Origin of the sequence: Kitasatospora sp. NPDC056273 (assembly GCF_042268845.1) — a bacterium.
Lineage (GTDB): Bacteria > Actinomycetota > Actinomycetes > Streptomycetales > Streptomycetaceae > Kitasatospora.
This window is the reverse complement of sequence record NZ_JBHJSJ010000023.1, coordinates 1-23,039: the sequence shown is the minus strand read 5'-3', so window position 1 is coordinate 23,039 and position 23,039 is coordinate 1. Positions and strand designations below refer to the sequence as shown.

Sequence of the window (23,039 nt, the reverse complement as noted above, 5' to 3'; positions counted from 1 at the left end):
CCCGGGAGACTCACTCGGCGGGGCGGCACCGGTCGAGCACCTCCCTGGCGAGCTGGCGGTAGGCGGCGGCACCGACCGAGTTGGTCGCGTACGTCGTGATGGGCTCGCCGGCGACGGTGGTCTCCGGGAAGCGCACGGTCCGCCCGATGACGGTGTGGAAGACGTGCTCGCCGAACGCCTCGACGACGCGTGCCAGCACCTCGCGGCTGTGCACGGTGCGCGAGTCGTACATGGTGGCCAGGATGCCGTCCAGGCGCAGGTCGGGGTTGAGCCGCTCGCAGACCTTCTCGATGGTCTCGGTCAGCAGTGCGACACCGCGCAGCGCGAAGAACTCGCACTCCAGCGGGACGATCACGCTGTGAGCGGCCGTCAGCGCATTGACCGTCAGCAGGCCCAGCGAGGGCTGGCAGTCGATGATGACGTAGTCGTAGTCGGGCAGCAGCGGCTTCAGGGCGCGCGCCAGCGCGGACTCCCGGGCCACCTCGCTGACCAGCTGCACCTCGGCGGCGGAGAGGTCGATGTTGGAGGGCAGCAGATCCATCCCCGGGACCGCCGTCTTCAGCAGCACCTCGTCGGCCGTCAGGCCCCGCTCCATGAGCAGGTTGTAGACGGTGACGTCGAGCTCCATCGGGTTGACGCCGAGGCCGACCGAGAGCGCGCCCTGCGGGTCGAAGTCGACGAGCAGCACCCGGCGGCCGTACTCGGCCAGCGCCGCGCCCAGGTTGATGGTCGACGTGGTCTTGCCGACGCCACCCTTCTGGTTGCACATGGCGATGATCTGGGCGGGGCCGTGCTCGGCGACCGGCGCGGGGATCGGGAAGTACGGCAGCGGACGGCCGGTCGGGCCGACCCGCTCGCGGCGCTGGCGCGCGGCGTCGGGGGCCAGCGTGGCGGCGTACTCCGGGTCCGGCTCGTACTCGGCGTCCGGGTCGTCGTAGGCGCCGTAGGCGAACTCGCCGTAGGCCAGGCCGTAGGCCGCCAAGTCGGCGTCGTGATCGGTCACCGTGGTCACCTGTGCTGTGTTCTGGCGTGCTTCGAAAGTACGGAGTGCGACCGAGCCGACCTCGGCCGAGCCCACGGAGGGCTGCCGGGCCCCGGGCTCCTCACTCGGCTGGCCGGCGGTGAGCGCCGCCAGTCCTGGCTGACCACCCCCGGGAGCAATTGTCGACTCATTCACAAGTCGTCTTACCTCCTTGGGCATCCAGGACTCTATGTCGATTCGTCAGCGTGGCAGCATGCCGACGGTTTGCGACTCTAGGCCGTTCAAGGCGTTCGCAGCAACACAATCCACGGTAGTGGGCAGGATGTGTCGACTATCGAGCGGGCTGCTGTCAAGGGATGAGCGGGTCACCGGCCCCAACGTTTCTGCGGGCGGGTGACGTGACCGACAGATATTGACGACAGAGCGACCTACCCGATCCACCCGCCGTTCACGGGCACGGCGAAGCCCCCGGCCCGAAGGGATCGGGTCGGGGGCGAACGACCGCCGGGCGGTCAGGGGGTTCAGGCGAGCACGCTCTCCAGGGAGACCGACTCCAGGCCGAAGGCCTCGGCCACGGCCGGGAAGGTGATCTGGCCCTCGTGCACGTTCAGGCCCTTGGCGAGCGCGGCGTCGCGGCGCAGCGCGTCCTTCCAGCCGCGGTTGGCCAGCTCCAGCACGTACGGCATGGTGGCGTTGGTCAGCGCGTAGGTGGAGGTGTTCGGGACGGCGCCCGGCATGTTGGCCACGCAGTAGAAGACCGAGTTGTGGACCTTGAAGGTCGGGTCGTCGTGCGTGGTGGCGTGCGAGTCCTCGAAGCAGCCGCCCTGGTCGATGGCGATGTCGACGAGCACGGAGCCCGGCTTCATGCGGGAGACCAGCTCGTTGGTGACCAGCTTCGGGGCCTTGGCGCCCGGGATCAGCACGGCGCCGACCACCAGGTCGGCCTCCAGGACGGCCTTCTCCAGCTCGAAGGAGTTCGAGACGATGGTCTTGACCTTGGTGCCGAAGATGCGGTCGGCCTCGCGCAGCTTGTTGATGTCGCGGTCCAGCAGGGTCACCTCGTAACCCATGCCGACGGCGATGGTGGCCGCGTGCCAGCCGGAGACGCCGCCACCGATGACGACGGCCTTGGCCGGGTGGGTGCCGGGCACGCCGCCCGGCAGGGTGCCGCGGCCGCCGGCCGGACGCATCAGGTGGTACGAGCCGACCTGCGGGGCCAGGCGGCCCGCGACCTCGGACATCGGGGCGAGCAGCGGCAGCGCGCCGTTCGACAGCTGCACGGTCTCGTACGCGATGGCGGTGGTGCCCGAGGCGATCAGCGCGTCGGTGCCGGCCCGGTCGGCCGCCAGGTGGAGGTACGTGAAGAGGGTCTGGCCCTTGCGCAGCCGGTGGTACTCGGAGGCGATGGGCTCCTTGACCTTCAGCAGCAGGTCGGCGGTGGCCCACACCTCGTCGGCGGTGGGGAGGATGGTGGCGCCGGCGGCCACGTACTCCTCGTTCGGGATCGAGGAGCCGACACCGGCGTTGTCCTCGATGTAGACCTCGTGTCCGTTGCGGACCAGCTCATGCACGCCGGCGGGCGTGATGGCCACGCGGTACTCGTGGTTCTTGACCTCGCGGGGGATGCCGACCTTCACGGCTAAACACGTCCTCTTGCCATGGGGGTCCCGACCGGAGAAGACCGGTGGGCGACGCGCACGTGGGGAAGCCTCCGGGACAGCCCGGGGCCGGGATCGCTGCGCGACTGAGTTCGAGTGTAATGAAGCCCAGGCGGCGTGTCAGCCTTCCAAAGTGAATAAATTTTCCGAACACATTGGCAGATTCGTAGGCTTCCCCTGCGACTTACCCACCAAAGACGTCGTAACCGGGCACTTCCGACAATACCTCCGAAAGGCCCATCACCACCCGGCGTCGACGCGTTCCCGCAGGTCCGCGAGGGCTCCCCCGACGGCCTCCAGGCCCCGCTCGTCGCCCAGCCGGCGCAGCACCGCGAGCGCGGCCCGGTACTCTCGGTCGGCCTCGTCGAAGCGGCGCTGCGCGGTGTGCGCCTCGGCCACCCGGGCGAGCAGCCGGGCCTCGGCCGCGTGGTCCCCGAGCGCCTGCCGCAGGCCGAGCGCCCGGCCGTACCAGTCGGCGGCCCGCACCGCGTCGCCGAGCGCCCGGTGGCAGTTGGCGGCGCTCTCCAGGGCCCGGGCGCAGAGCGGTTCGTCGTCGGCCCTCCGGGCGTGCTCCAGGGCGGCCCGGTAGTGGGCGGCGGCCTGCTCCCAGCGGCCCGCCGAGGCCTGGAGGTCGCCCAGGTTGAGCAGCGCGGCCGAGGCCCGGCGGGGCCGGCCGTTGCGCTCGGCGACGGTCAGCACCAGCTCGTGCAGCCGGTAGAGGTCGGTGGGGGCGGCGGCTCCGGTCAGCGGCAGGGCCCGCAGCAGCGCGGTGACCAGCCGCCCGGCCGATCCGTCCAGGTCGCCCTGGCCGATCGCGTCGGCCACCGCGCCGAGCAGCAGCTCCCGCTCGCCGAGCAGCCACTCGCGGGCGTGCGCGGCCGAGCGCAGCCGCAGCGGGGCGGGCAGCGGGTCCTGACCGGAGCCCGGGCCGGCCGCCGGGTCGAGCAGCGCGCGGGCCGACTCGGTGAGCCGGACCAGCCGCTCCAGCAACCGGGCCCGGGCCAGCTCGGTCTCGGTGGGCCGGTCCTCCTGCTCGCGCAGCCGGACCAGTCGGGGGTAGAGCCGCCCGGGCACCCGGTAGCGCGGGGTGCCGTCGGCGGTCGGCGCCTCCTCGCCGAGCAGCTCCCGCTCGGCCAGCGCGGCCAGCGTCGCGGCCGCGTCCGGCACCGGGCAGCCGACCAGGGCGGAGGCGGTGCGCGGGTCGGCGGTCTGCGCCGGGGCCAGGGTGAGGGTGCGCAGCATCCGCGCCTGGGCGGCCGGCAGCCCGCGGTACAGCAGGCTGAACGCGCCGAGCAGCGGATCGTTGTCGGGGACGGGCACCGGCTCGGCCAGCTCCGGGCCGGGCTTCACCCAGGCCGCCGGGTCACCGGCCGACTCGGTCACCGCGGCGGCGGCCGCGGCGGGCTCACCGGCCCGGCCCTCCGCCGGCTTCCCCGGGGCCGCCTTCCCCGAGGGGCCCCGAGCGGCCCCGCCCGGCCCGGCTGCTCCGCCCGGCCCGGCCGAAGGGGCACCGGAGGCCTTGGCCGCCCGCTCCCCCTCCTTCTTCTTCGGCGCCCTCCCCTTCTCCTTCTCCTTCTCCTTCGCCGAAGCAACCGCGGCGGCCTCGCCTCCCGCGGCCGGCTCCGCGACGGCCCCCGTGACCGCCGTCTCCTCCCCCACCACCCGGTTGAGCTCGCGCGCCGCCTCCGTGACCGCGATCTTCGGGTTCCCGCGCAGCCACCCCGCCATCAGCCGCAGCGCGGCCGGCCGGGAGGCGCAGGCCTCGGCGAGGTCCGCCCCGCCGACCGGGTCGCAGGAGATCCGGGTGCCGCCGACCAGGTCGGCCAGCAGCTCGCCGGAGGCCTGCCGGTCCAGCCCGCCGAGGATCACCGGGTCGATGTCCTCGATCCCGGTGAGCGGCCCGGCCGTGGTGGCGAGCACCAGGCAGCCCGGTTCGTCGGCGAGCAGCGGCCACACCTGCCCGGCGTCCCGGACGTCGTCCAGGACGAGCAGCACCCGCAGCCCGGCGAGCGCCTCGCGCAGCGCCACGCAGCCCGGCTCGTCCCGCCCGTCCTCGCCCGTCCCGGGCAGCGGCACGGCGGTCTGCGGGTCGAGCTGCTCCAGCAGCAGCCGGGCGGCCCGGGCGGGCGGCACCCGGCCGCCGTCCGGGGCGGACAGCCGGACGAACAGCACGCCGTCCGGGTAGTCGGCGGCGACGGTACGGGCGAAGCGGGCGGCCAGTACGGTCCGTCCGGAGCCGGGGCGCCCGGCCAGCACCAGCACCGGGCAGCGCCCGCTCGCCGGGCGGGCGGCGGCCGCCCGCAGCGCGGCCAGTTCGGCGCGCCGCCCGACGAACAGCGTGGGTGCGGCCGGCAGCCGCTCCAGGCCCGGGACGGCCCCGGCGGGCGCGCCGGGGCCGGGGTCCATCGTCGCCGTCTTCCTCGCCACCCGTGCCACTCCCGACGTCATCCCGCGCTCGGCATCCGACACCCGGCTTCCGGTGCCCGGCCTCCGGAGTTCAGCGGAGGCGGCCCGGGACGGGCGCCCTGTCTGCGAAGCGTAGTTCGACCGTCCGGCTCAGCCGAGGTGACATCCGGTCGTACGAATCCGCAAATCACCCCAACGACTCAACGACCGGCGGCCGGCCGTCCCCCGAGCGGCCGACTCAGGCCTCGAAGGGGCGGGCCGGCCAGGGCGAGTCCGCCGGGCGCAGCGCGTCCAGCCCGTCCGGGCCGGTGAGCGCGGCGTGCACGGCGAGGGTGCCGGTGACCAGGGTCGGGTTGTGCAGCTTCCCGGCCTGGATCAGCCGGATCAGCTCCGGTACCGGCACCCAGGCGACCTCGATCTCCTGCTCCTCGCCCTGGGCCGCGTAGCGCTCGCCCTCGGCCGGCGCCAGGTCGGTGGCGAGGAACATCCGCAGCGCCTCGTCGGTGCCGCCCGGGGAGGTGTAGTAGTCGGCGAGGATCCGCCAGGTGCCGGCCTTGCAGTACGCCTCCTCGTACAGCTCGCGCTGCGCGGCGTGCCACGGGTTCTCGCCGGGCACGTCGAGCAGGCCGGCGGGCAGCTCCCACAGCCGCTGGCGCACCGGGTGGCGGTACTGGCGCAGCACCAGCACCCGCTGCTCGTCGTCCAGGGCGAGCACCGAGACCGAGCCGGGGTGGGTCTGGTAGTCGCGGCGGGCCCAGCTGCCGTCGGGCATCCGGACCTCCTCGCTGCGGACCCCGGTGACCTTGCCCTGGAAGGGCGTCCCGCCGGCCCGGACCTCCCACTCCTCGGCCACGTCGGCGATCCCCTGGCGGCTCTGCTCGTCCATCGCTCTCCCCTTTTCGTCAGTACGACACAATCTAACGCCGAACGGCGGCCCCGCGGGAATCGCGGAGCCGCCGTTCGGTGAACGACCGGGGAGGACTACTCGGAGACCGCGGTCTTGATCTCGATGGCCGCCTTGACCAGGCCCGCGAACAGCGGGTGCGGGCGGGTCGGGCGGGACTTCAGCTCCGGGTGGGCCTGGGTGGCCACCAGGTAGGGGTGCACCTCGCGCGGGTACTCGACGTACTCGACCAGGTCGCCCTTGGGAGAGAGGCCGGAGAACTCCAGGCCGGTCTTCTCCAGGTCCGCGCGGTAGGCGTTGTTGACCTCGTAGCGGTGGCGGTGGCGCTCCTCGACGTACTGCTCGCCGCCGTAGACCTCACGGACGATCGAGCCCTCGGCGAGCTTGGCCGGGTACAGGCCCAGGCGCATGGTGCCGCCCAGGTCGCCCTTGCCGTCGACGATGGCCAGCTGCTCGGCCATCGTGGAGACGACCGGGTGCTTGGCGGCGGCGTCGAACTCGGTGGAGTTGGCCTCGGGCAGGCCGGCCAGGTTGCGGGCCGCCTCGATGACCACGCACTGCAGGCCCAGGCACAGGCCCAGCAGCGGCACCTTGTTCTCACGGGCGAAGGTGATCGCGCCGACCTTGCCGTTGACGCCGCGGTCGCCGAAGCCGCCGGGGATGCAGATCGCGTCGACGTCGCCGAGCTGCGCCCGGGCGCCCTCGGGGGTCTCGCAGTCGTCCGAGGTGACCCACTTGATCTCGACCCGGGCGTTGTTGGCGAAGCCGCCGGCGCGCAGCGCCTCGGTCACCGACAGGTACGCGTCCGGCAGGTCGATGTACTTGCCGACCAGGGCGACCTTGACGATGTGCTGCGGCTCGTGGACGCGGCGCAGCAGGTCGTCCCAGGTGGTCCAGTCGACGTCGCGGAACGGCAGGTCCAGGCGGCGCACCACGTACGCGTCCAGGCCCTCGCCGTGCAGCACCTTGGGGATGTCGTAGATCGACTTGGCGTCGATGGCCGCGACCACGGCCTCCTCGTCCACGTCGCACATCAGCGAGATCTTGCGCTTGATCGCCTGCGGGACCTCGCGGTCGGCGCGCAGCACGATCGCGTCGGGCTGGATGCCGATGTTGCGCAGCGCGGCGACGGAGTGCTGGGTGGGCTTGGTCTTCAGCTCGCCCGAGGGGCCGATGTACGGCAGCAGGGAGACGTGCACGAAGAACACGTTGTCCCGGCCGACCTCGTGGCGGACCTGGCGGACGGCCTCCAGGAACGGCAGCGACTCGATGTCGCCGACGGTGCCGCCGACCTCGGTGATCACGACATCGACGTCCTCGGTCGCCATCCGGCGGATCCGGGACTTGATCTCGTTGGTGATGTGCGGGATGACCTGGACGGTGTCGCCCAGGTACTCGCCGCGGCGCTCCTTGGCGATGACGGTCGAGTACACCTGGCCGGTGGTGACGTTCGCCGAGCCGTGCAGGTTGGTGTCCAGGAACCGCTCGTAGTGACCGATGTCCAGGTCGGTCTCGGCGCCGTCGTCGGTGACGAACACCTCACCGTGCTGGAACGGGTTCATGGTGCCCGGGTCCACGTTGAGGTAGGGGTCGAGCTTCTGCATCGTCACGCGCAGGCCGCGGGCCTTGAGCAGCGCGCCGAGGCTGGAGGCGGTCAGCCCCTTTCCGAGCGAAGAGGCGACACCCCCGGTGACGAAGAGGTGCTTGGTCGTCACGGCGCGGCCGTTCGCTGCCTTGCCGGAATGGGGCTGTGCCAAGAGGGGGCTCCCGTGGGTCGCGTGTCGAAGCAGACGTGGGCGGGAGGCTCGGGGTTCGCCGTGACGGGAGGCCGGCTCGGTGCGCGGCGCTCACTGGGTCGTCGGTTCGGCTGGTCCGGGGCGTTTGATCCCGCCGGTCCACGGGATACCAGGGTATCAGTGACGCGACCCGGACGCCGATCGAGGCACGCGCACCGCGCCGGGAGCGCGCGCGGGGCGCACGACCGGCGCATCACACGCCACAGGTTTCACACCGGTCGCACAACCCGCCGGACCGGGCCAGAGCGCGGTGTCCGTCCGGACCATCCCGGCTCCCCCTGCCGGGCCAGGCGGAGGTGATCCTTCCGGACCATCCTGCGCCGCGCCCTCGCGATGCACGGCATTTCCGCCGAATTGCGGCGCCACCACGGGCTGCGTCCGCGTGCTTCGCCCCTTTCGTCCGTCGTAAGCTGCTCGGACGCATCGCCGACAGCACGAGCACGCGGAGGGCGTGGGAGGGTCAGGACACTCCCGGTCCCCGATGCGCGACCGGACCTCCCCGTATTCCCGCTCATCCCCACCCACTCCAGGGGCTCGACCGAGCCCCGCGGACACTCCAGCAAGGCCCGCCACCACCCCCGGCAGGCCGGACGTCCCGGGGTGGACCTCCGGCCCCGCAGACCGCTCGCTCCCTCCGCTCGCCGATGCCCTGACCACATTGCGAACTGGAGATCCACGTGGCCGGCCGTATCGAGGACTACGCACTCATCGGGGACATGCAGACCGCTGCCCTGGTCAGCAGGGACGGGGCGGTGGACTGGCTCTGCCTTCCCCGCTTCGACTCGCCGGCCGTGTTCGCCGGCCTGCTCGGCACCGATGAACACGGCTTCTGGCGGATCGGCCCGGCCGAGGCCGTCGTCACCTCGGTCCCCCTCCCCGCGACGGCCCCGGCCCCCTCGCCCGCACGGGTCCGCATCGCCGAGACCGCCGACCTGCGGGTGCCCCCGCCCACCGCCGCCGCCCCGGCCGTGCCCGCCGACCGCCGCCGCTACCGGGGCGACTCGCTGATCCTGGAGCAGGAGTGGGACACCCAGGGCGGCACCGTCCGGGTGATCGACTTCATGCCGCCGCGCCCGCTGGCCGGCAAGGACGCCGTCCCCCAGGTGATCCGGATCGTCGAGGGCGTCTCCGGCACCGTGCGGATGCGCTCCGCACTGCGGATGCGCTTCTCCTACGGCCGAGTGGTGCCCTGGGTGCACCGCGTCGAGCAGGCCGACGGCGGCCACCGCACCGTCGCCGTGGCCGGCCCCGACTCGGTCTGGCTGGACGGCAGGGCCGAGACCTACGGCCGCGACCTCACCACCTACGCCGACTTCACCGTCACCGCCGGGGAACGGATCGCCTTCGCCCTCACCTGGCAGGCCTCCCACCTCGACGCGCCCAAGCCCCCGGACGCCGAGGGCATGCTCGACGCCACCGCCGACTTCTGGCACGACTGGGCCGACCAGTGCACCTACCAGGGCCCCTACCGCGAAGCCGTGATCCGCTCCCTGATCACCCTCAAGGGCCTCACCTACGCCCCCACCGGCGGCATCGTCGCCGCCCCCACCACCTCCCTGCCCGAGGACATCGGCGGCGAACGCAACTGGGACTACCGCTACACCTGGCTGCGCGACGCCGCCATCACCCTCTCCTCCCTGCTGCGCACCGGCTACCGCGACGAGGCCAAGGCCTGGCGCGAATGGCTGCTGCGCGCCGTCGCCGGCGACCCCGAGAACCTCCAGATCATGTACGGCATCGCCGGCGAACGCGAGCTCACCGAGTCCTCCCTCGACTGGCTGCCCGGCTACGAGGGCTCCCAGCCCGTCCGCATCGGCAACGGCGCCGCCGGACAACTCCAACTCGACGTCTACGGCGAGGTCGTCGAAGCCCTCCACCTCGCCCACATGACCGGCCTCGTCCGCAACGACCACGCCCACCAGCTCCAACTGCGCCTGATCGACTACCTCGAGGACCACTGGCAGAACCCCGACGAGGGCATCTGGGAGGTCCGCGGCCCCCGCCGCCACTTCGTCCACTCCAAGGTCATGGCCTGGGTCGCCGTCGACCGCACCATCAAGCTCCTGGAGCAGACCCCCGAGGACGAGCCCACCGGCGGCCACCTGGAGCGCTGGCGCGCGCTGCGCGACACCATCCACGCCGACGTCTGCGAGAAGGGCTACGACCCGGAGCGCAACACCTTCACCCAGTACTACGGCGGCAAGGAACTGGACGCCTCGCTGCTGCTGATCCCCCAGGTCGGCTTCCTGCCCGCCGACGACAAGCGCGTCATCGGCACCATCGAGGCGATCCAGCGCGAACTGTCCACCGAGGACGGCTTCGTGCTGCGCTACCCGACCCACGACGAGTCCGGCAACAACGTGGACGGCCTCTCCGGCCACGAGGGCGCCTTCCTGGCCTGCTCGTTCTGGCTGGCCGACGACCTCGCCATGATCGGCCGGGTCCAGGAGGCCCGCGAGCTGTTCGACCGGCTGCTCGCGCTGCGCAACGACGTCGGCCTGCTCGCCGAGGAGTGGGACCCGCGCCTCAAGCGCCAGGTCGGCAACTTCCCCCAGGCCTTCAGCCACGTCCCGCTGATCGACACCGCCCTGCGGCTGACCGCCTGCGGCGCGGCGTACCTGTCCGCCCAGCCGGACGGGCCGGCCACCGACCGGGCCGAGCGGGCCACGGTCTAGGGGCGGACCTAGCCCCGCTGCACCAGCTCGTCGTAGGTGCTGAGCACCTGGGCGACGGTGGCGGCCTCGTCCGGCCAGGTGTCGGCCTGCTGCCGGCCGGCCGCCACCTGCCGCTCGCGGCGGGCCGGGTCGACCAGCAGGGCGCGCACCGCGCGGCCGAGCGCCGCCGGGTCGCCGGGGGGCACCAGCTCGGCGGCGTCCCCGACCAGTTCGGGGATGCCGCCGACGGCGGTGGCGACCACCGGCACGCCGGCCCGCATCGCCTCCTGCACCACCAGCGAGCGGGCCTCCCAACGGCTGGAGACCACCACCACGTCGGCGGCGGCCAGCAGGTCGGGCACGTCCGTCCGGTAGCCGAGCAGCCGAACCGGCAGCTTCTCCGCGGCCGCCCGCTCGCGCAGCGCGCCCGCCTCCGGGCCGTCCCCGGCGAGCAGCACGAGCGGCTCCGGGTCCAGCGCGGACAGCTCTCGGGTGGCGTCCAGCAGCAGCCCGAAGGCCTTCTGCGGGACGAGCCGGCCGACCGCCAGCACCAGCGGACGGTCCGGGCCGTCGCCGAGCAGCGCGGCGCGCGCCTCGGCGCGGCCGAGCAGGCCCTCGGGCATCGGCGGCGCCGCGACCGGGCCCAGCCGGGCGTCGGTGGCTCCCAGTTCGCGGGCCCGGGCGACCAGGTCGGAGGAGGCGCCGAGGACCAGGTCGGCGGCGCGCGCCACCCGGCGCTCCATCAGCCGCTGCAGCCGGCGCTCCATGCCGGTGGCCAGCAGCGCGTGGTGCGAGGTGACCACCAGCGGGGTCTCGGGGCGCAGGCCCGGGAAGCGGCCCGCGGTGCGCAGCGCCAGGTCGGACAGCAGCCCGGCGCGCAGCCCGTGGGCGTGCACCACGTCGGCGCCGGTGAAGGCCCGGCGCAGCTCGCCGATCGCGGTGGCGTCGCTGCGGGCTCCCGCGGTGGGGGTGATGTCGACGGTGTGGAACCTGGCGCCCGTACGGGAGAAGCCGAACAGCGCGTCCGTGCCGGCCGGCGCGCAGACCGTGACGTTCACTCCGTGTGCGACCAGGCCCTGGGCCAGGGAGCGCACGTGCGCACCGATGCCGCCGGTGCTGGCGGCCAGGACGAGTACCACGTGCAGCTGCCCCGGTTCGGGGACGGCCGCGGTGGCCCGGGCGGCGGAATGGTCCACGTCGTCTCGCATCCGACTCGATCAGGTTCGCGCGCCGCTTCGCGAGGATTGCCCGCCCGGCGGCGCTCGGGGCTGGGAAGCCAGTGTCCAGCCGCCACGATGCCAGGTCGGCGGCCCTCTTGGACAGTCGGCGCCACGGGGGCGCGTCGCCGACGTCCGGGGGGCCGCCGGCCCCGGCTAGCGGCGGCGCGGGGCCCGGGCCGCGGCCAGCAGTTCCTCGGCGTGGGCGCGGCCCAGTTCCGAGTCCTCCAGGCCGGCCAGCATCCGGGAGAGTTCGCGCACCCGCTCCTCGTCGTTCAGCACCTTGACACCGCTGCGGGTCACGGTGCCGTCGTTGGTCTTCTCCACCACCAGGTGCCGGTCGGCGAACGCGGCGACCTGCGGGAGGTGGGTGACGACCACGACCTGGGCGGACTCGGCGAGCTTGGCCAGCCGGCGGCCGATCTCGACCGCGGCCTTGCCGCCGACGCCCGCGTCCACCTCGTCGAACAGGTAGGTGGGGACGGGGTCGGCGCCCGCGAAGACCACCTCGACGGCGAGCATCACACGCGACAGCTCACCGCCGGAGGCGCCCTTGGCGATCGGGCGCGGCTGGGCGCCGGGGTGCGGGGCGAGCAGCACCTCGACCTCGTCCACGCCGTGCGGCCCGTACGCGACGGTGCGCCCGCCGACCTCGATCCCGGCCAGGTCGTCGACCTGGCCGATCGCGAAGGTCACCCGGGCGTGCGGCATGGCCAGTTCGGCGAGTTCGGCGGAGACCGCGTCGGCGAACCGCCCGGCCGCGGCGTACCGGGCCTGCGACACCTCGGCGGCCAGCTCGGCCAGCTCGGCCCGCAGCTCGCTCTCCCGGGCGCCGAGCTCGTCGATCCGGTCGTCGTCGCCGTCGAGCTCGGCGAGCCGCACCGCACTGGCCTCGGCCCAGGCGATCACCTCGGCGAGCGAGTTCTCCTCACCGCCGTACTTGCGCAGCAGCTGGGCCAGGACGGCCCGGCGGTCCTCGACGGCGGCCAGGCGCACCGGGTCGGCGTCCAGGTCGTCCGCGTAGCCGGCCAGGTCGCCGGCCACGTCGGCGAGCAGGTAGCCGACCTCGTTGAGGCGGTCGGCCAGGGCGGCCAGCCGCTCGTCGTGGTGGCGCACCGCGTCCAGGGCCCGGCGGGACTGGGCGAGCAGGGTGCCCGCGTCCAGCGCCTCCGGGTCGACCGGGTCGCCGGCCAGCGCCGCGTGGGCGAGGGTCGCGGCGGAGGACAGCGCGTCGGCGTGGCCGAGCCGCTCGGCCTCGGCGGCCAGCTCGGCGTCCTCGCCGGCCACCGGCTCGGCGGCGGCGATCTCGTCCAGGCCGAAGCGCAGCAGGTCGGCCTCCTGGGCGCGCTCGCGGGCCCGGGTGGTCAGCTCCTCCAGGGTCGCGGAGACCTCCCGCAGGACGCGGTAGGTCTCCCGGTAGCGGGCCAGCGGCCCGGCCACCGAGGCGCCCGCGTACCGGTCCAGCGCGCCGCGCTGGCGGGCCGGGCGCAGCAGGCGCTGCTGGTCGGTCTGGCCGTGCACGGCGATCAGGTCCTCGCCGAGTTCGGCGAGCAGCCCGACCGGGACGGACCGGCCGCCGACGTGCGCCCGGGAGCGGCCCTCGGCGGAGACGGTCCGGCTGATCAGCAGCGCGCCGTCGTCCAGTTCGGCCCCGGCCTCGAGCGCGCGGACCGCCGCCGGGGAGCCGGGGGGCAGCTCCAGGCGGCCCTCCACGACGGCGCGTCCGGTGCCGTTGCGCACCAGGCCCGGGTCGGCACGTCCCCCCAGCAGCAGGCCGAGGCTGGTCACGACCATGGTCTTCCCGGCGCCGGTCTCACCGGTCACGGCGGTGAAGCCGGGGGCGAGTTCGACCACCGCGTCGTCGATGACCCCAAGATCCCGTATCCGCATCTCGTCCAACACGGAGACGACCTTACGAGGTTCCGCCCCCGGCGCGCGACGAGCGACAACGGCGCGCGGCAACTCCGTGCCCGGAAGTTCATCCCTTCCGGGCGTCCTCGGCGGGCACCGGGACGGTGCACCAGGGCAGCAGGAGCTGCACCAGCGGGCCGATGGCCAGCGCGTACGCGACGGTGCCGGCCCCGGCGGTGCCGCCGAGCAGCAGCCCGGCGGTGAGGACCGTCACCTCGATGCCGGTGCGGATCAGCCGCAGCGAACGGCCGGTGCGCCGGTGCAGGCCGGTCATCAGGCCGTCGCGCGGGCCGGGGCCGAGCCGGGCGCCGATGTAGAGGCCGCTGGCCAGGCCGTTGAGGGCGATCGCCGCGGCCGTCAGCGCGATCCTGGCGGGCAGGGCGCCGGGGCCGTCGACGACCCGCAGGGTGAGGTCCATGGCCGCGCCGATCACCAGCACGTTGGCGACGGTGCCCAGGCCCGGGCGCTGGCGCAGCGGGATCCACAGCAGCAGGACGAGGGCGCCGCAGATCGTCACCCAGGTGCCGACCGAGAGGCCGATGGTGCGCTGCAGGCCCTGGTGCAGGACGTCCCAGGGGTCGAGGCCGAGGCCGGCGCGGAGCATCAGCGCCATGCTCACGCCGTACAGGGCGAGGCCGACGAACAGCTGCGGTATCCGGCGGCCGAGGGCGTGGGTGTCGCCGAACACCCGGACGGCGAGCGTCCGCCCGGCGGCCGGTCCGGGTCTGGTGGGGGTGGCTGATCCTGGTGTGGTCGTGGTGGCCAAGGCCTGCTCCTGCGGTGGTGCTGCACCACCGGGGCGCCCGGTGGTGGCGGCCGGCATGGCCGCCCTGCCATGATGGCCAGTCCAAAGCTGCCCGCTCCAGGGCCAATCCCGAGCAAGTGGACTTTTCAGCCATGGTCGACTGGCACACCACCGTCACCCCGCCCGCACTCGCGCGGCTGCTCACCACCGCCCGGCTCCCCGAGCCGGCCGCCGCCCGCCGCCCCGCCTACCGCACCCTGGCCGGACAGATCCGGCTGCTGGTCACCGAGGGCCGGCTGCCGGTCGGCGCCCGGCTGCCCGCCGAACGCGAGCTGGCCACCGCACTGGCGATGAGCCGCACCACCGTCGCCACCGCGTACGAGACCCTGCGCGGCGACGGCTACCTGCGCAGCCGGCGCGGCGCGGGCAGCTGGACCGCCCTGCCCGAGGGCGCCCCGCCGCCCGGCGAGGCCCTGCACCCCGTCCCGCCGGACGAGCAGGGCCGCATCCTCGACCTCGGCGTCGCCGCCCCGCCCGCCCCCCAGCCCTGGGTCGGCCAGGCCGCCGCCCGGGCCGTCGAACAGCTGCCGTACTACGCCGCCGGGCACGGCCACTACCCCACCGGCGTCCCGGTGCTGCGCGAGGCCGTCGCCCGCCGCTTCACCGAGCGCGGACTGCCCACCACCCCCGACCAGATCCTGATCACCACCGGCGCGATGGGCGGCCTGCACCTGCTCCAGCGGGCGCTGGTCGGCCGCGGCGACCGGGTCGCCGTCGAGGCGCCCAGCTACGCCCACACCCTGCAGGCGCTGCGGCTGGCCGGCGCCCGCCTGGTCCCGGTGCCGTACACCTGGACGCCGCGGCCCACCTGGGACCTCGACGAGTGGCGGCGGGTGCTGCGCGGGGCCGGCCCCCGGGTCGCGTACGTGATCCCGGACTTCCACAACCCGACCGGCGCGCTGATCGACGAGGAGCAGCGCCGCGAACTGCTGGCCGCCGCCAGGGCCGCCGGGAGCATCGTGCTGGCCGACGAGACCACCGCCGAACTCGGCTGGGGCGTACCGCCGTCCACGCCGCTGCCGCGCCCGACGGCGGCCCTGGACCGCGCCGCCCAGGTGGTCACCGTCGGCTCGGCGGGCAAGCTGCTCTGGGGCGGCCTGCGGATCGGCTGGGTCCGGGCCGCGCCCGCGCTGGTACGCCGGCTGGCCACCGAACGGGTCTACAGCGACGTCGGCACCCCGGTGCTGGACCAGCTGATCGCCGCCGAGCTGCTGGGCGATCCGCTGCCCGACGTGCGGGAGCACCAGCTGACCCGGCTGCGGGCCACCGCGCGGGCCTTCGCCGCCGCCCTGCCCGAACGGCTGCCCGGGTGGAGCTTCACCATGCCGTCGGGCGGGCTCTCACTGTGGGTCTCCACCGACGGCCTGTCCGGCGCGGCGCTGGCCCGGGCCGGGGAGCGCAGCGGGGTGCGGATCGCCTCCGGCAACCGCTTCGGTTCGGACGGCGCCTTCGAGCACCACATCCGCCTCCCGGTCACCGTGCCCGCCGCGACCGTCCCCGCCGCCGTCGAGCGCCTCGCCGACCTGGCCGCCCAGGCGGCGGCCGGCGGACGCCTCGAACCGGCGGACGAGTCCCAGCCGCTGGCGGTCTGACGGCCGCCCGGCGGGGCAAGTCCCTTGGCGCGCGGGAACTTTGGCGCGTTCGCGCGGGCCGCGGCCGGCCGTGCCGCAGTCGGACGAACCGTGTCTGTACGGGCCGCGGTCGGCCGTGCCGCAGCCGACTGCGGCTACTGGTGGTCGGCCCGGCCGCGCCAACCCGTCACCGGCAGCGCGAACTTGGCCACCAGCCGGTCGGTGAACGGCGCCCGGTGCAGTCTGGCCAGCCGCACCGGCGTCCGGCCCCGGCGGACCTCCACCCGCGCCCCGGCGGGCAGTTCGACCGAACGCCGCCCGTCGCACCAGAGCACCCCGTGCGGGGTCTTGGGCTGCACCTCGACCGCCAGCACCGACTCCGGCGAGGTCACCAGCGGGCGGGCGAACAGCGCGTGCGCGGAGATCGGCACCATCAGCAGCGCCTCCACCTCCGGCCACACCACCGGCCCGCCGCCGGAGAACGCGTACGCGGTGGACCCGGTCGGCGTCGCGCACACCACGCCGTCGCAGCCGAAGTTGGAGACCGGGCGGCCGTCCACCTCGGTCACCACCTCCAGCATCCGTTCCCGGGACGCCTTCTCGATCGAGGCCTCGTTCAGCGCCCAGTCCTCGTGCACCACGTCGCCGTTGGTGCGGACGATGACGTCGATCGTCATCCGCTCCTCGACCTCGTAGTCGGCGTCGACCACCCGCTCGACGACCACGGCCAGGTCGTCCCGCTCGGCCTCGGCGAGGAAGCCCACCCGGCCCAGGTTGATCCCGAGCATCGGCAGCCCGTGGGAGCGCGCCAGCTCCGCCCCGCGCAGCAGCGTCCCGTCCCCGCCGGCCACCAGGATCAGCTCGCAGCCGTCCGCCGCCCCGGGGCCCTCGGTGACCTTCTCGACGCCCTCCGGCAGGTCCAGGTCCACCGCCTCGGCTTCCAGCAGTCTGATCCGGAGCCCCACCTTCAGCAGCCCGTGCACCAGGGCCTCGACGCTGCGCAGCGCCGTCTCCCGGCCGGTGTGCGCGATCAGGAAGACCGTACGTTCTTCATCGCTCATGCCGCTGCCCTCTCCCTAACGCCTGCCGGGTCGCCCTTGGTCCCGGGGCGGCCGCGCCATACGACATGACGGGCCGGACGCTCGCAAGGCACCCTACCGGGGCCCCTCCGCCACGGCCCGGTCCGCGTCCGCGGGGTCCAGCCGCGGAGCGTCACGGCGCAGCCAGAGGAAGTACTCGACGTTGCCGGACGGCCCCGGCAGGGGGCTCGCGGTGACCGCGCGCACGCCCAGCCCGAGCTCCCACGCCTGCCCCGCGACCTGGCGCACCATCTCGGCGCGCAGCTGCGGGCTGCGCACCACCCCGCCGCTGCCCAGCCGCTCCTTGCCGATCTCGAACTGGGGCTTGACCATCAGCACCAGGTCCGCGTCCTCGGCCGCGCAGGAGGCGAGGGCCGGGAGCACCAGGCCGAGCGAGATGAACGACAGGTCGCCCACCACCAGGTCGACCCGGGTGCCGCCGATCAGCTCCGGCGTCAGCTCGCGCACATTGGTGCGGTCCATCACGGTGACCCGCTCGTCGCTCTGCAGCGACCAGGCGAGCTGCCCGTAGCCGACGTCCACCGCCAGCACGTGCGCGGCGCCGGCCCGCAGCAGCACATCGGTGAACCCGCCGGTGGACGCGCCCGCGTCCAGCGCCCGGCGGCCCTCGACGACCAGGCCCTGCGGCACGAAGGCCGCGAACGCGCCGGCGAGCTTGTGGCCGCCGCGCGAGACGTAGTCGGGGTCGTTCTCGTCCTTCGCCACCACGACCGCCGCCGAGGTCTCCACCTGGGTGGCCGGCTTGGTCGCGGTGGCGCCGCCGACCGTCACCCGGCCGGCGGCGATCAGCTCGGACGCGTGCTCACGCGATCGGGCCAGCTTGCGGCGGACCAATTCCGCGTCGAGTCGACGTCGTGCCACTGCCACTGGTGTTTCAGCTCCTACGGATCCTGCGGGTCATTCCTGGTCGAGCGCGGCCAGTGTGTCGACGAGCCGCTGGTGAACATCTTCGTACACCGCGACGTGTGCCTCGGCGGGGACCCCGTCCAGGGCCTCCAGCCGGGCCAGTCCGGCGTCCACCCCGGGGTGGCCGGTGGGGAGCAGCTCGACGCCGAGCGGCTCGGCGGGGAGCACCGCGTCGAGCGGTGCCGGCGGCCCGGCGTGCCGGACGGACCGGGGCGGTTCACTCGTCTCGGGCATCGGGCTTCTTCGCGTCGTCGGACTTCTTCGGGTCGCCGGGCTTCTTCGTGCTGGTGGCCTTGCGGACGGTGGTCTTCCTGGTCGCCGCACGCTTCGCGGGCGTCCCGGGCTCGGTTCCGGCCTCGGCCTGCCGGGGGGTGGCGGACTTCTTGACGGTCGTCGTCCGCTTCGCGGCGGCCTTCCCGGCCTGCGTCGTCTTGGCCGATGTCTTCTTCGCCGGCGTCTTCTTCGCCGGGGTGGCCTTCTTCGCCGTGCTCTTCTCGGCGGCGGCCTTCCCGGCGGAGCTCTTCCCGGCGGCGCTCTCCTCCGCCGCGGGCTCCTCCCGCGGGGCCGGGGCGACCGCGGACACCCGCGGGACGGACGAAACGGGCGGGACCGGCGGGTCGACCTCGACCGGCTCGTCCACCTCCACCCGCTCGGCGACTATCGGCTCACCCACCGTCCGGGCGGCCGACCGCTCCTCCTCGGCCTCCCACCCGCGCCCGAAGAGGTCGCCGGCCCGCGGCGCCGGCACCGGCTCCTCGGCCCCGTACGCCCCCGGCCCGGACGCGGCCGCCGGGGCCTCCTCCTCGACCTCGCGCAGCTTGGTCTCCAGGTACGCCAGCACCACGCCGACCTTGGTCACCTGGTCGCCGACCTTCTCGAAGACCTTCTCCGCCTCGTTGCGCGCCACGCCGACGGCCAGGTCCACCCCGGCCCGCCCGGCGGTGACCGCCTCCCCGGCGAGGGTCTGCAGGGTCTCCACCGACGGCGGGAACTGGCCGCCCAGCCTGCGCTCGACCCCGGCGACGTCGACCCCGGCCTTCTCCAGGATCGAGCTCGCCGTCCCGACGACCAGCTTGCCGACCTCCTCGACCACGCCGGCGGCGGTCTCCACCACTCCCCGAACCGTCCTCGGCAGCATCCGGGTGCCTCCCAATCGCCTCTGGGCGTCGCTCCGTCGCCCTCAGTACCCGGGCGCCGTTCCGGGCACCCCACCGACGACGCTACCGCCAAAACCCGCCTGAGGTACCGTGGCCCGCAGTCAGCACCGTAGCGACCGGGGGAGGGAGCCGGCCCGTGGCGAACGCCGAGGAGTGCCGGGAGGCGCTGGAGCAGCTCAGCCGGAACATGACGAAGTCCACCGGCGACGTCCGCAAGGCCGCGGCCCTCGACCGCTCGCTCAGCTGCCGGATCACCGACCTCGACCTGACCTTCACCGGGCGGCTGCGCGACGGCCGGATCCAGGACGTGGTGGTGGCCCCCGGCGCCCCGGCCGGGAAGGCGGAGATCCGGCTCACCATGAGCAGCGACGACCTGGTCGCGCTGGTCGGCGGGCGGCTCAACTTCGCCTCCGCGTGGGCGAGCGGCCGGGTCAGGCTGGAGGCGGGCTTCCGCGACCTGCTGCGGCTGCGCACCCTGCTCTGACCCCGGCCGCCGTACCCGCCGACCGCCGGACCGTCCTCAGAACCCCAGGTCGGCCAGCGCCTTCCGGCCGTCCACCGGCGCGCCGCCCGCGTCCAGCACCGTCCACGCGGCCGCGCACAGCGCCCGCAGGCCGTCCCAGCGGTCCCCGGCCCCGGACAGCCGCAGCACCCCGGCCTCGACGCCCGCGACCCAGCCGCCGCACCCGAAGCCGCCGTCCACCGGCGTCACCGCCGGGTGCGGGACGAGCAGTCCGCGCAGGTCCGCCGCCAGGTAGGTCGGCCGGTGCTCGACCGGGGCCGCCAGCAGCAGCTCCGGGGTGGTCACGCCGGTGAACACCAGCAGGCTGTCCACCCCGCCGTTGAACGCGCCCTCGATGTCGGTGTCCAGCCGGTCCCCGACCACCAGCGGCCGCTCCGCGCCGGTGCGCAGCACGGTCTCCCGGTGCATCGGCGGCAGCGGCTTGCCCGCCACCTCCGGCTCCACCCCGGTCGCCGCCCTGACGGCCGCCACCAGGGTGCCGTTGCCGGGCGCGATGCCGCGGGCCCTCGGCACCGTCAGGTCCAGGTTGGACGCCACCCAGGGCAGGCCGCTCTGCACCGCGTACGCGGCCTCCGCGAGGTCCGTCCACCCCACCGAGGGGTCGAAGCCCTGGACCACCGCGAGCGGCCCGTCGGCCAGCGAGCGGACCGCGACCAGCCCCAGCTCGGCCAGCGCCTCCTCCAGCCCGAGACCGCCCACGACCAGCACCTTCGAGCCGGCCGGCACCTTCTCGGCGACCAGCCGGGCGGCGGCCTGGGCCGAGTTGATCACGTCGGCCGGCTCGGCCGGGACGCCCAGCTCGGTCAGGTGCTCGGCGACCACCCGCGGCGGGCGGGAGGCGTTGTTGGTCACGTACGCGAGCCGCATCCCGGCCGTCCGGGCCGCGTCCAGGGCGTCCACCGCGTGCTCGATCGCGTGCGCGCCGGCGTAGACCACGCCGTCCAGGTCGAGCAGCGCGGTGTCGTACGCGTCGGTCAGTGGCCGCTCGCTGCCTCCGGGGGCGGTCCGTCGCACGGGGGTGGCCGTCTCGGTCATGGCTGCGCTACCTCATTCACTGCGTCGTCGTTCACTGCGTCGTCCGTGTCGCACGTCCTCGTGCGTCAGGGTGTCAGGGCGTCCGGTACGGCCTCCGGCCCGGCGCCTCGTACCGCGTCCGGCCGGGTCGCGGCGCCCACCGGTCAGGCGCCGCCGTCGGCACCGGCGGTGCCCGCCGTTCCGCCGGCCGGGCCCTCGGCGCCCGCCGGGGGCTCCACGTACCCGGGGGCTCCCGGCAGCAGCGGGCCGTACGCCCCGGCGCGGGCCGCCAGGGTCGCCCTGGTCTGCCGCAACGCCTGCCGGTAGTGGTCGGACTCCGGCCGCATCGCCACGGCCAGCGCCAGGTGCTCGGCGGAGGTCTCGAAGTCGCCCAGCCGGGCCGCCGAGACGCCCCATCCGAACTGAGCGTAGTCGTCCGCCGGATCGGCGAGCGCCACGGCACGGAAGTTCGCCAGCGCCGCCGCGTACGAGCCCGCGTCGAACTGGGCCCGCGCCAGCGCCTCCCGGATGCTGCGCGAGTGCGGCTCGGCCGCCACCGCCCGGGCGAGCAGCTGCTCGGCGGCCGCCGGGTGCCCCTGCGCCAGCAGCTGGGCGCCCCGGCGGAACCAGTCGTAGACGTCCCCGGTGGGCTCCCCGGAGCGGCTCTGCCGCGGCACCCCGCCGACCGGCACCGCGCCGGACTCCACACCGTTCTCCGGACCCGCCTCCGAACCGACCGGCACCGCACCGGCCGTCGAACCGTCGCCCGGCACGCGGCCCGGCACGCCGTCGGCCGGAGCGTCCCCGCGGGTGGCACCGACCGGCCCGCCCGACTCGGCCGGGCCGCCGCCGTCCACCCGTTCCTGCCCGTCGTCCATGCCGTACCTCGCCCTCGGTCGCACACCCGCCCCACAGATCGGCACGGGTATTCCGATCTCTCAACAACGCGTACCCGGTTACGATGCCCAGAATGAGCACACCCAGTGCAGAAGACGGAGTCGAGACTCCCGAGGGCGGCCCCGGCGATCCCGGGCACGTCGCCACCGCCGGCCTGTCCCTGTCCCCCTTCCGCGGCCTGCGCTACGTCCCCGACCGGGTCGGCACCCTGGCCGCCGTGACGTCCCCGCCGTACGACGTCGTGGACCCGGGCCGCCGGCTCGACCTGGAGACCGCCGACCCGCACAACGTGGTCCGGCTGATCCTGCCCAGGCCCGAGCCCGAGGACGCCGGCGACCGCCCCGACCGCGACACCCGCTACCGGCACGCCGCCCGGCTGCTGGCCGCCTGGCAGCGCGAGGGCGTCCTGGCCGCCGACCCCGAGCCCGCGATCTACGTCTACGAGCAGCGGCTCCCGGCCACCGCCGACTCCCCCGAGCTGCTCCAGCGCGGCCTGATCGGCGCCCTCGCGGTGAGCGGTCGGGAGGGCGGCGTGGTGCTCCCGCACGAGGACGTGATGCCCCGGCCGGTCGCCGACCGGGTCGGCCTGATGCGCACCACCCGGGCCAACCTGGAACCGCTGCTGCTCACCTACCGGGGCGGCGGCGGCGCCTCCGGCGTGATCGAGCGGACGGTCGAACGCGAGCCGCTGCTCTCCACCGCCACCAGCGACGGCACCCACCACCGCCTGTGGGCGGTCACCGCCCCGGCCGAGATCGCCGAGATCAGCCGCGACCTGGCCACCTGCCGGGCGCTGATCGCCGACGGCCACCACCGCTGGGAGATGTACCTCCGCCTCCAGCGCGAGCACCGCCACCTGCCGCGCAGCCCCTGGGACCGCGGCATGGTGCTCCTGGTGGACACCGCCCGCTACCCGCTGCGGGTCCGTGCCATCCACCGCGTGCTGTACCGGCTGCCGGTGGCCGAGGCGCTGGAGCGGCTCGGCGACCAGTGGAAGGTCAAGGAGGTCCCCGGGCCGCTGTCCGCCGCGCTCCAGGCCCTCGCCGAGCAGAAGCGGCACGGCGGCAACGGCTTCGTCCTGACCGGCGGCGACGGCGTCTACTGGCTGCTCGGCGAGCCCGAGGAGTCCCTGCTCGACGCCACCGTGCCGCACGGCCGGCCCGAGGAGTGGCGCCACCTGGACGCCACCGTCCTGCACGCCACCCTGCTGGACCGCACCTGGCACGTCCCCGACGGCCCGGACGACATCGGCTACCTGCACACCGCCGTGGCCGCCGAACAGGAGGCCGCGCGCACCGGCGGCACCGCCGTCCTGCTGCACCCGGTCCGGGAGTCCGTGGTGCGACGGCTGGCCGAGCAGGGCGTCACCATGCCGCGCAAGTCCACCTCCTTCGGGCCGAAGCCGGCCACCGGGCTGGTGCTGCGCAACCTCGCGCTGGGCTGACACCGCGCGGGGCTGACACCTCGGCCGGCCCGGACACGGGCCGGAACGCCGTGAGGCCCTGCCGTTCCCGGAGTTTCCCGGGGAACGGCAGGGC

General features: G+C 74.7%; 18 protein-coding genes. 4 read left to right on the top strand and 14 right to left on the bottom strand.

Annotated elements, in window-relative coordinates:
- Positions 1–10: 10 nt before the first annotated feature.
- The 5 genes from ACFCY1_RS21335 to ACFCY1_RS21315 form a co-directional block, all read right to left on the bottom strand.
- Positions 11–1,078 (bottom strand): ParA family protein, encoded by a 1,068-nt coding sequence (locus ACFCY1_RS21335; RefSeq protein WP_369808367.1) that lies wholly within the window; start codon positions 1,076–1,078, stop codon positions 11–13.
- Positions 1,079–1,503: 425 nt separating this feature from the next.
- Positions 1,504–2,619, bottom strand: coding sequence for an alanine dehydrogenase (gene ald / locus ACFCY1_RS21330; RefSeq protein ID WP_049659955.1), 1,116 nt, complete (start codon positions 2,617–2,619; stop codon positions 1,504–1,506).
- A gap of 261 nt (positions 2,620–2,880) precedes the next feature.
- On the bottom strand, positions 2,881–5,067 hold the full coding sequence (locus ACFCY1_RS21325) for a tetratricopeptide repeat protein (protein ID WP_375875576.1): 2,187 nt from the start codon (positions 5,065–5,067) through the stop codon (positions 2,881–2,883).
- Between the two features lie 217 nt (positions 5,068–5,284).
- Positions 5,285–5,932: an NUDIX hydrolase gene (locus ACFCY1_RS21320; protein ID WP_117490101.1), complete on the bottom strand. Its 648-nt coding sequence runs from the start codon at positions 5,930–5,932 to the stop codon at positions 5,285–5,287.
- A gap of 95 nt (positions 5,933–6,027) precedes the next feature.
- Entirely contained in the window at positions 6,028–7,707 is a 1,680-nt protein-coding gene (locus ACFCY1_RS21315; RefSeq protein WP_375875575.1) for a CTP synthase, read from the bottom strand.
- A gap of 716 nt (positions 7,708–8,423) precedes the next feature.
- Here ACFCY1_RS21315 and ACFCY1_RS21310 point away from each other — a divergent pair.
- A complete protein-coding gene (locus tag ACFCY1_RS21310) occupies positions 8,424–10,421 on the top strand; it encodes a glycoside hydrolase family 15 protein (RefSeq protein WP_375875574.1) in 1,998 nt (665 codons plus the stop codon).
- A gap of 8 nt (positions 10,422–10,429) precedes the next feature.
- Here the strand turns inward: ACFCY1_RS21310 and ACFCY1_RS21305 are convergent, their stop codons facing one another.
- The 3 genes from ACFCY1_RS21305 to ACFCY1_RS21295 form a co-directional block, all read right to left on the bottom strand.
- Positions 10,430–11,608, bottom strand: a complete 1,179-nt coding sequence (locus tag ACFCY1_RS21305; protein WP_375875573.1) for a glycosyltransferase family 4 protein — start codon at positions 11,606–11,608, stop codon at positions 10,430–10,432.
- Between the two features lie 165 nt (positions 11,609–11,773).
- Positions 11,774–13,507: a DNA repair protein RecN gene (recN, locus tag ACFCY1_RS21300; RefSeq protein WP_198959457.1), complete on the bottom strand. Its 1,734-nt coding sequence runs from the start codon at positions 13,505–13,507 to the stop codon at positions 11,774–11,776.
- Between the two features lie 88 nt (positions 13,508–13,595).
- Complete coding sequence (locus ACFCY1_RS21295) at positions 13,596–14,294, bottom strand: hypothetical protein (protein ID WP_074004685.1); 699 nt, start codon at positions 14,292–14,294, stop codon at positions 13,596–13,598.
- A gap of 131 nt (positions 14,295–14,425) precedes the next feature.
- Here ACFCY1_RS21295 and ACFCY1_RS21290 point away from each other — a divergent pair, with 131 nt between their 5' ends.
- A complete protein-coding gene (locus ACFCY1_RS21290; protein WP_375875572.1) occupies positions 14,426–15,925 on the top strand; it encodes a PLP-dependent aminotransferase family protein in 1,500 nt (499 codons plus the stop codon).
- 134 nt (positions 15,926–16,059) lie between these two features.
- Here the strand turns inward: ACFCY1_RS21290 and ACFCY1_RS21285 are convergent, their stop codons facing one another.
- From ACFCY1_RS21285 to ACFCY1_RS21270, 4 genes are all read right to left on the bottom strand, one after another.
- Positions 16,060–16,965 (bottom strand): NAD kinase, encoded by a 906-nt coding sequence (locus ACFCY1_RS21285; RefSeq protein ID WP_049654720.1) that lies wholly within the window; start codon positions 16,963–16,965, stop codon positions 16,060–16,062.
- Between the two features lie 93 nt (positions 16,966–17,058).
- A complete protein-coding gene (locus ACFCY1_RS21280; RefSeq protein WP_074004683.1) occupies positions 17,059–17,865 on the bottom strand; it encodes a TlyA family RNA methyltransferase in 807 nt (268 codons plus the stop codon).
- A 36-nt stretch (positions 17,866–17,901) separates the two neighbouring features.
- Complete coding sequence (locus ACFCY1_RS21275; protein ID WP_074004682.1) at positions 17,902–18,144, bottom strand: hypothetical protein; 243 nt, start codon at positions 18,142–18,144, stop codon at positions 17,902–17,904.
- Positions 18,128–19,024, bottom strand: a complete 897-nt coding sequence (locus ACFCY1_RS21270) for a hypothetical protein (protein WP_375875571.1) — start codon at positions 19,022–19,024, stop codon at positions 18,128–18,130. Before ACFCY1_RS21270 ends, ACFCY1_RS21275 begins: the two co-directional genes overlap by 17 nt.
- Positions 19,025–19,203: 179 nt before the next feature.
- Here ACFCY1_RS21270 and ACFCY1_RS21265 point away from each other — a divergent pair, with 179 nt between their 5' ends.
- Positions 19,204–19,551, top strand: coding sequence for an SCP2 sterol-binding domain-containing protein (locus tag ACFCY1_RS21265; RefSeq protein WP_049654726.1), 348 nt, complete (start codon positions 19,204–19,206; stop codon positions 19,549–19,551).
- A gap of 36 nt (positions 19,552–19,587) precedes the next feature.
- On the opposite strand, the gene ACFCY1_RS21260 is transcribed toward ACFCY1_RS21265, so the two are convergent.
- Positions 19,588–20,625: an HAD-IIA family hydrolase gene (locus ACFCY1_RS21260; protein ID WP_049654729.1), complete on the bottom strand. Its 1,038-nt coding sequence runs from the start codon at positions 20,623–20,625 to the stop codon at positions 19,588–19,590.
- 143 nt (positions 20,626–20,768) lie between these two features.
- Complete coding sequence (locus ACFCY1_RS21255; protein WP_375875570.1) at positions 20,769–21,482, bottom strand: tetratricopeptide repeat protein; 714 nt, start codon at positions 21,480–21,482, stop codon at positions 20,769–20,771.
- A 92-nt stretch (positions 21,483–21,574) separates the two neighbouring features.
- On the opposite strand from ACFCY1_RS21255, the gene ACFCY1_RS21250 reads away from it, so the two are divergent.
- Complete coding sequence (locus ACFCY1_RS21250) at positions 21,575–22,945, top strand: DUF1015 family protein (protein ID WP_082345921.1); 1,371 nt, start codon at positions 21,575–21,577, stop codon at positions 22,943–22,945.
- Positions 22,946–23,039 lie beyond the last annotated feature (94 nt).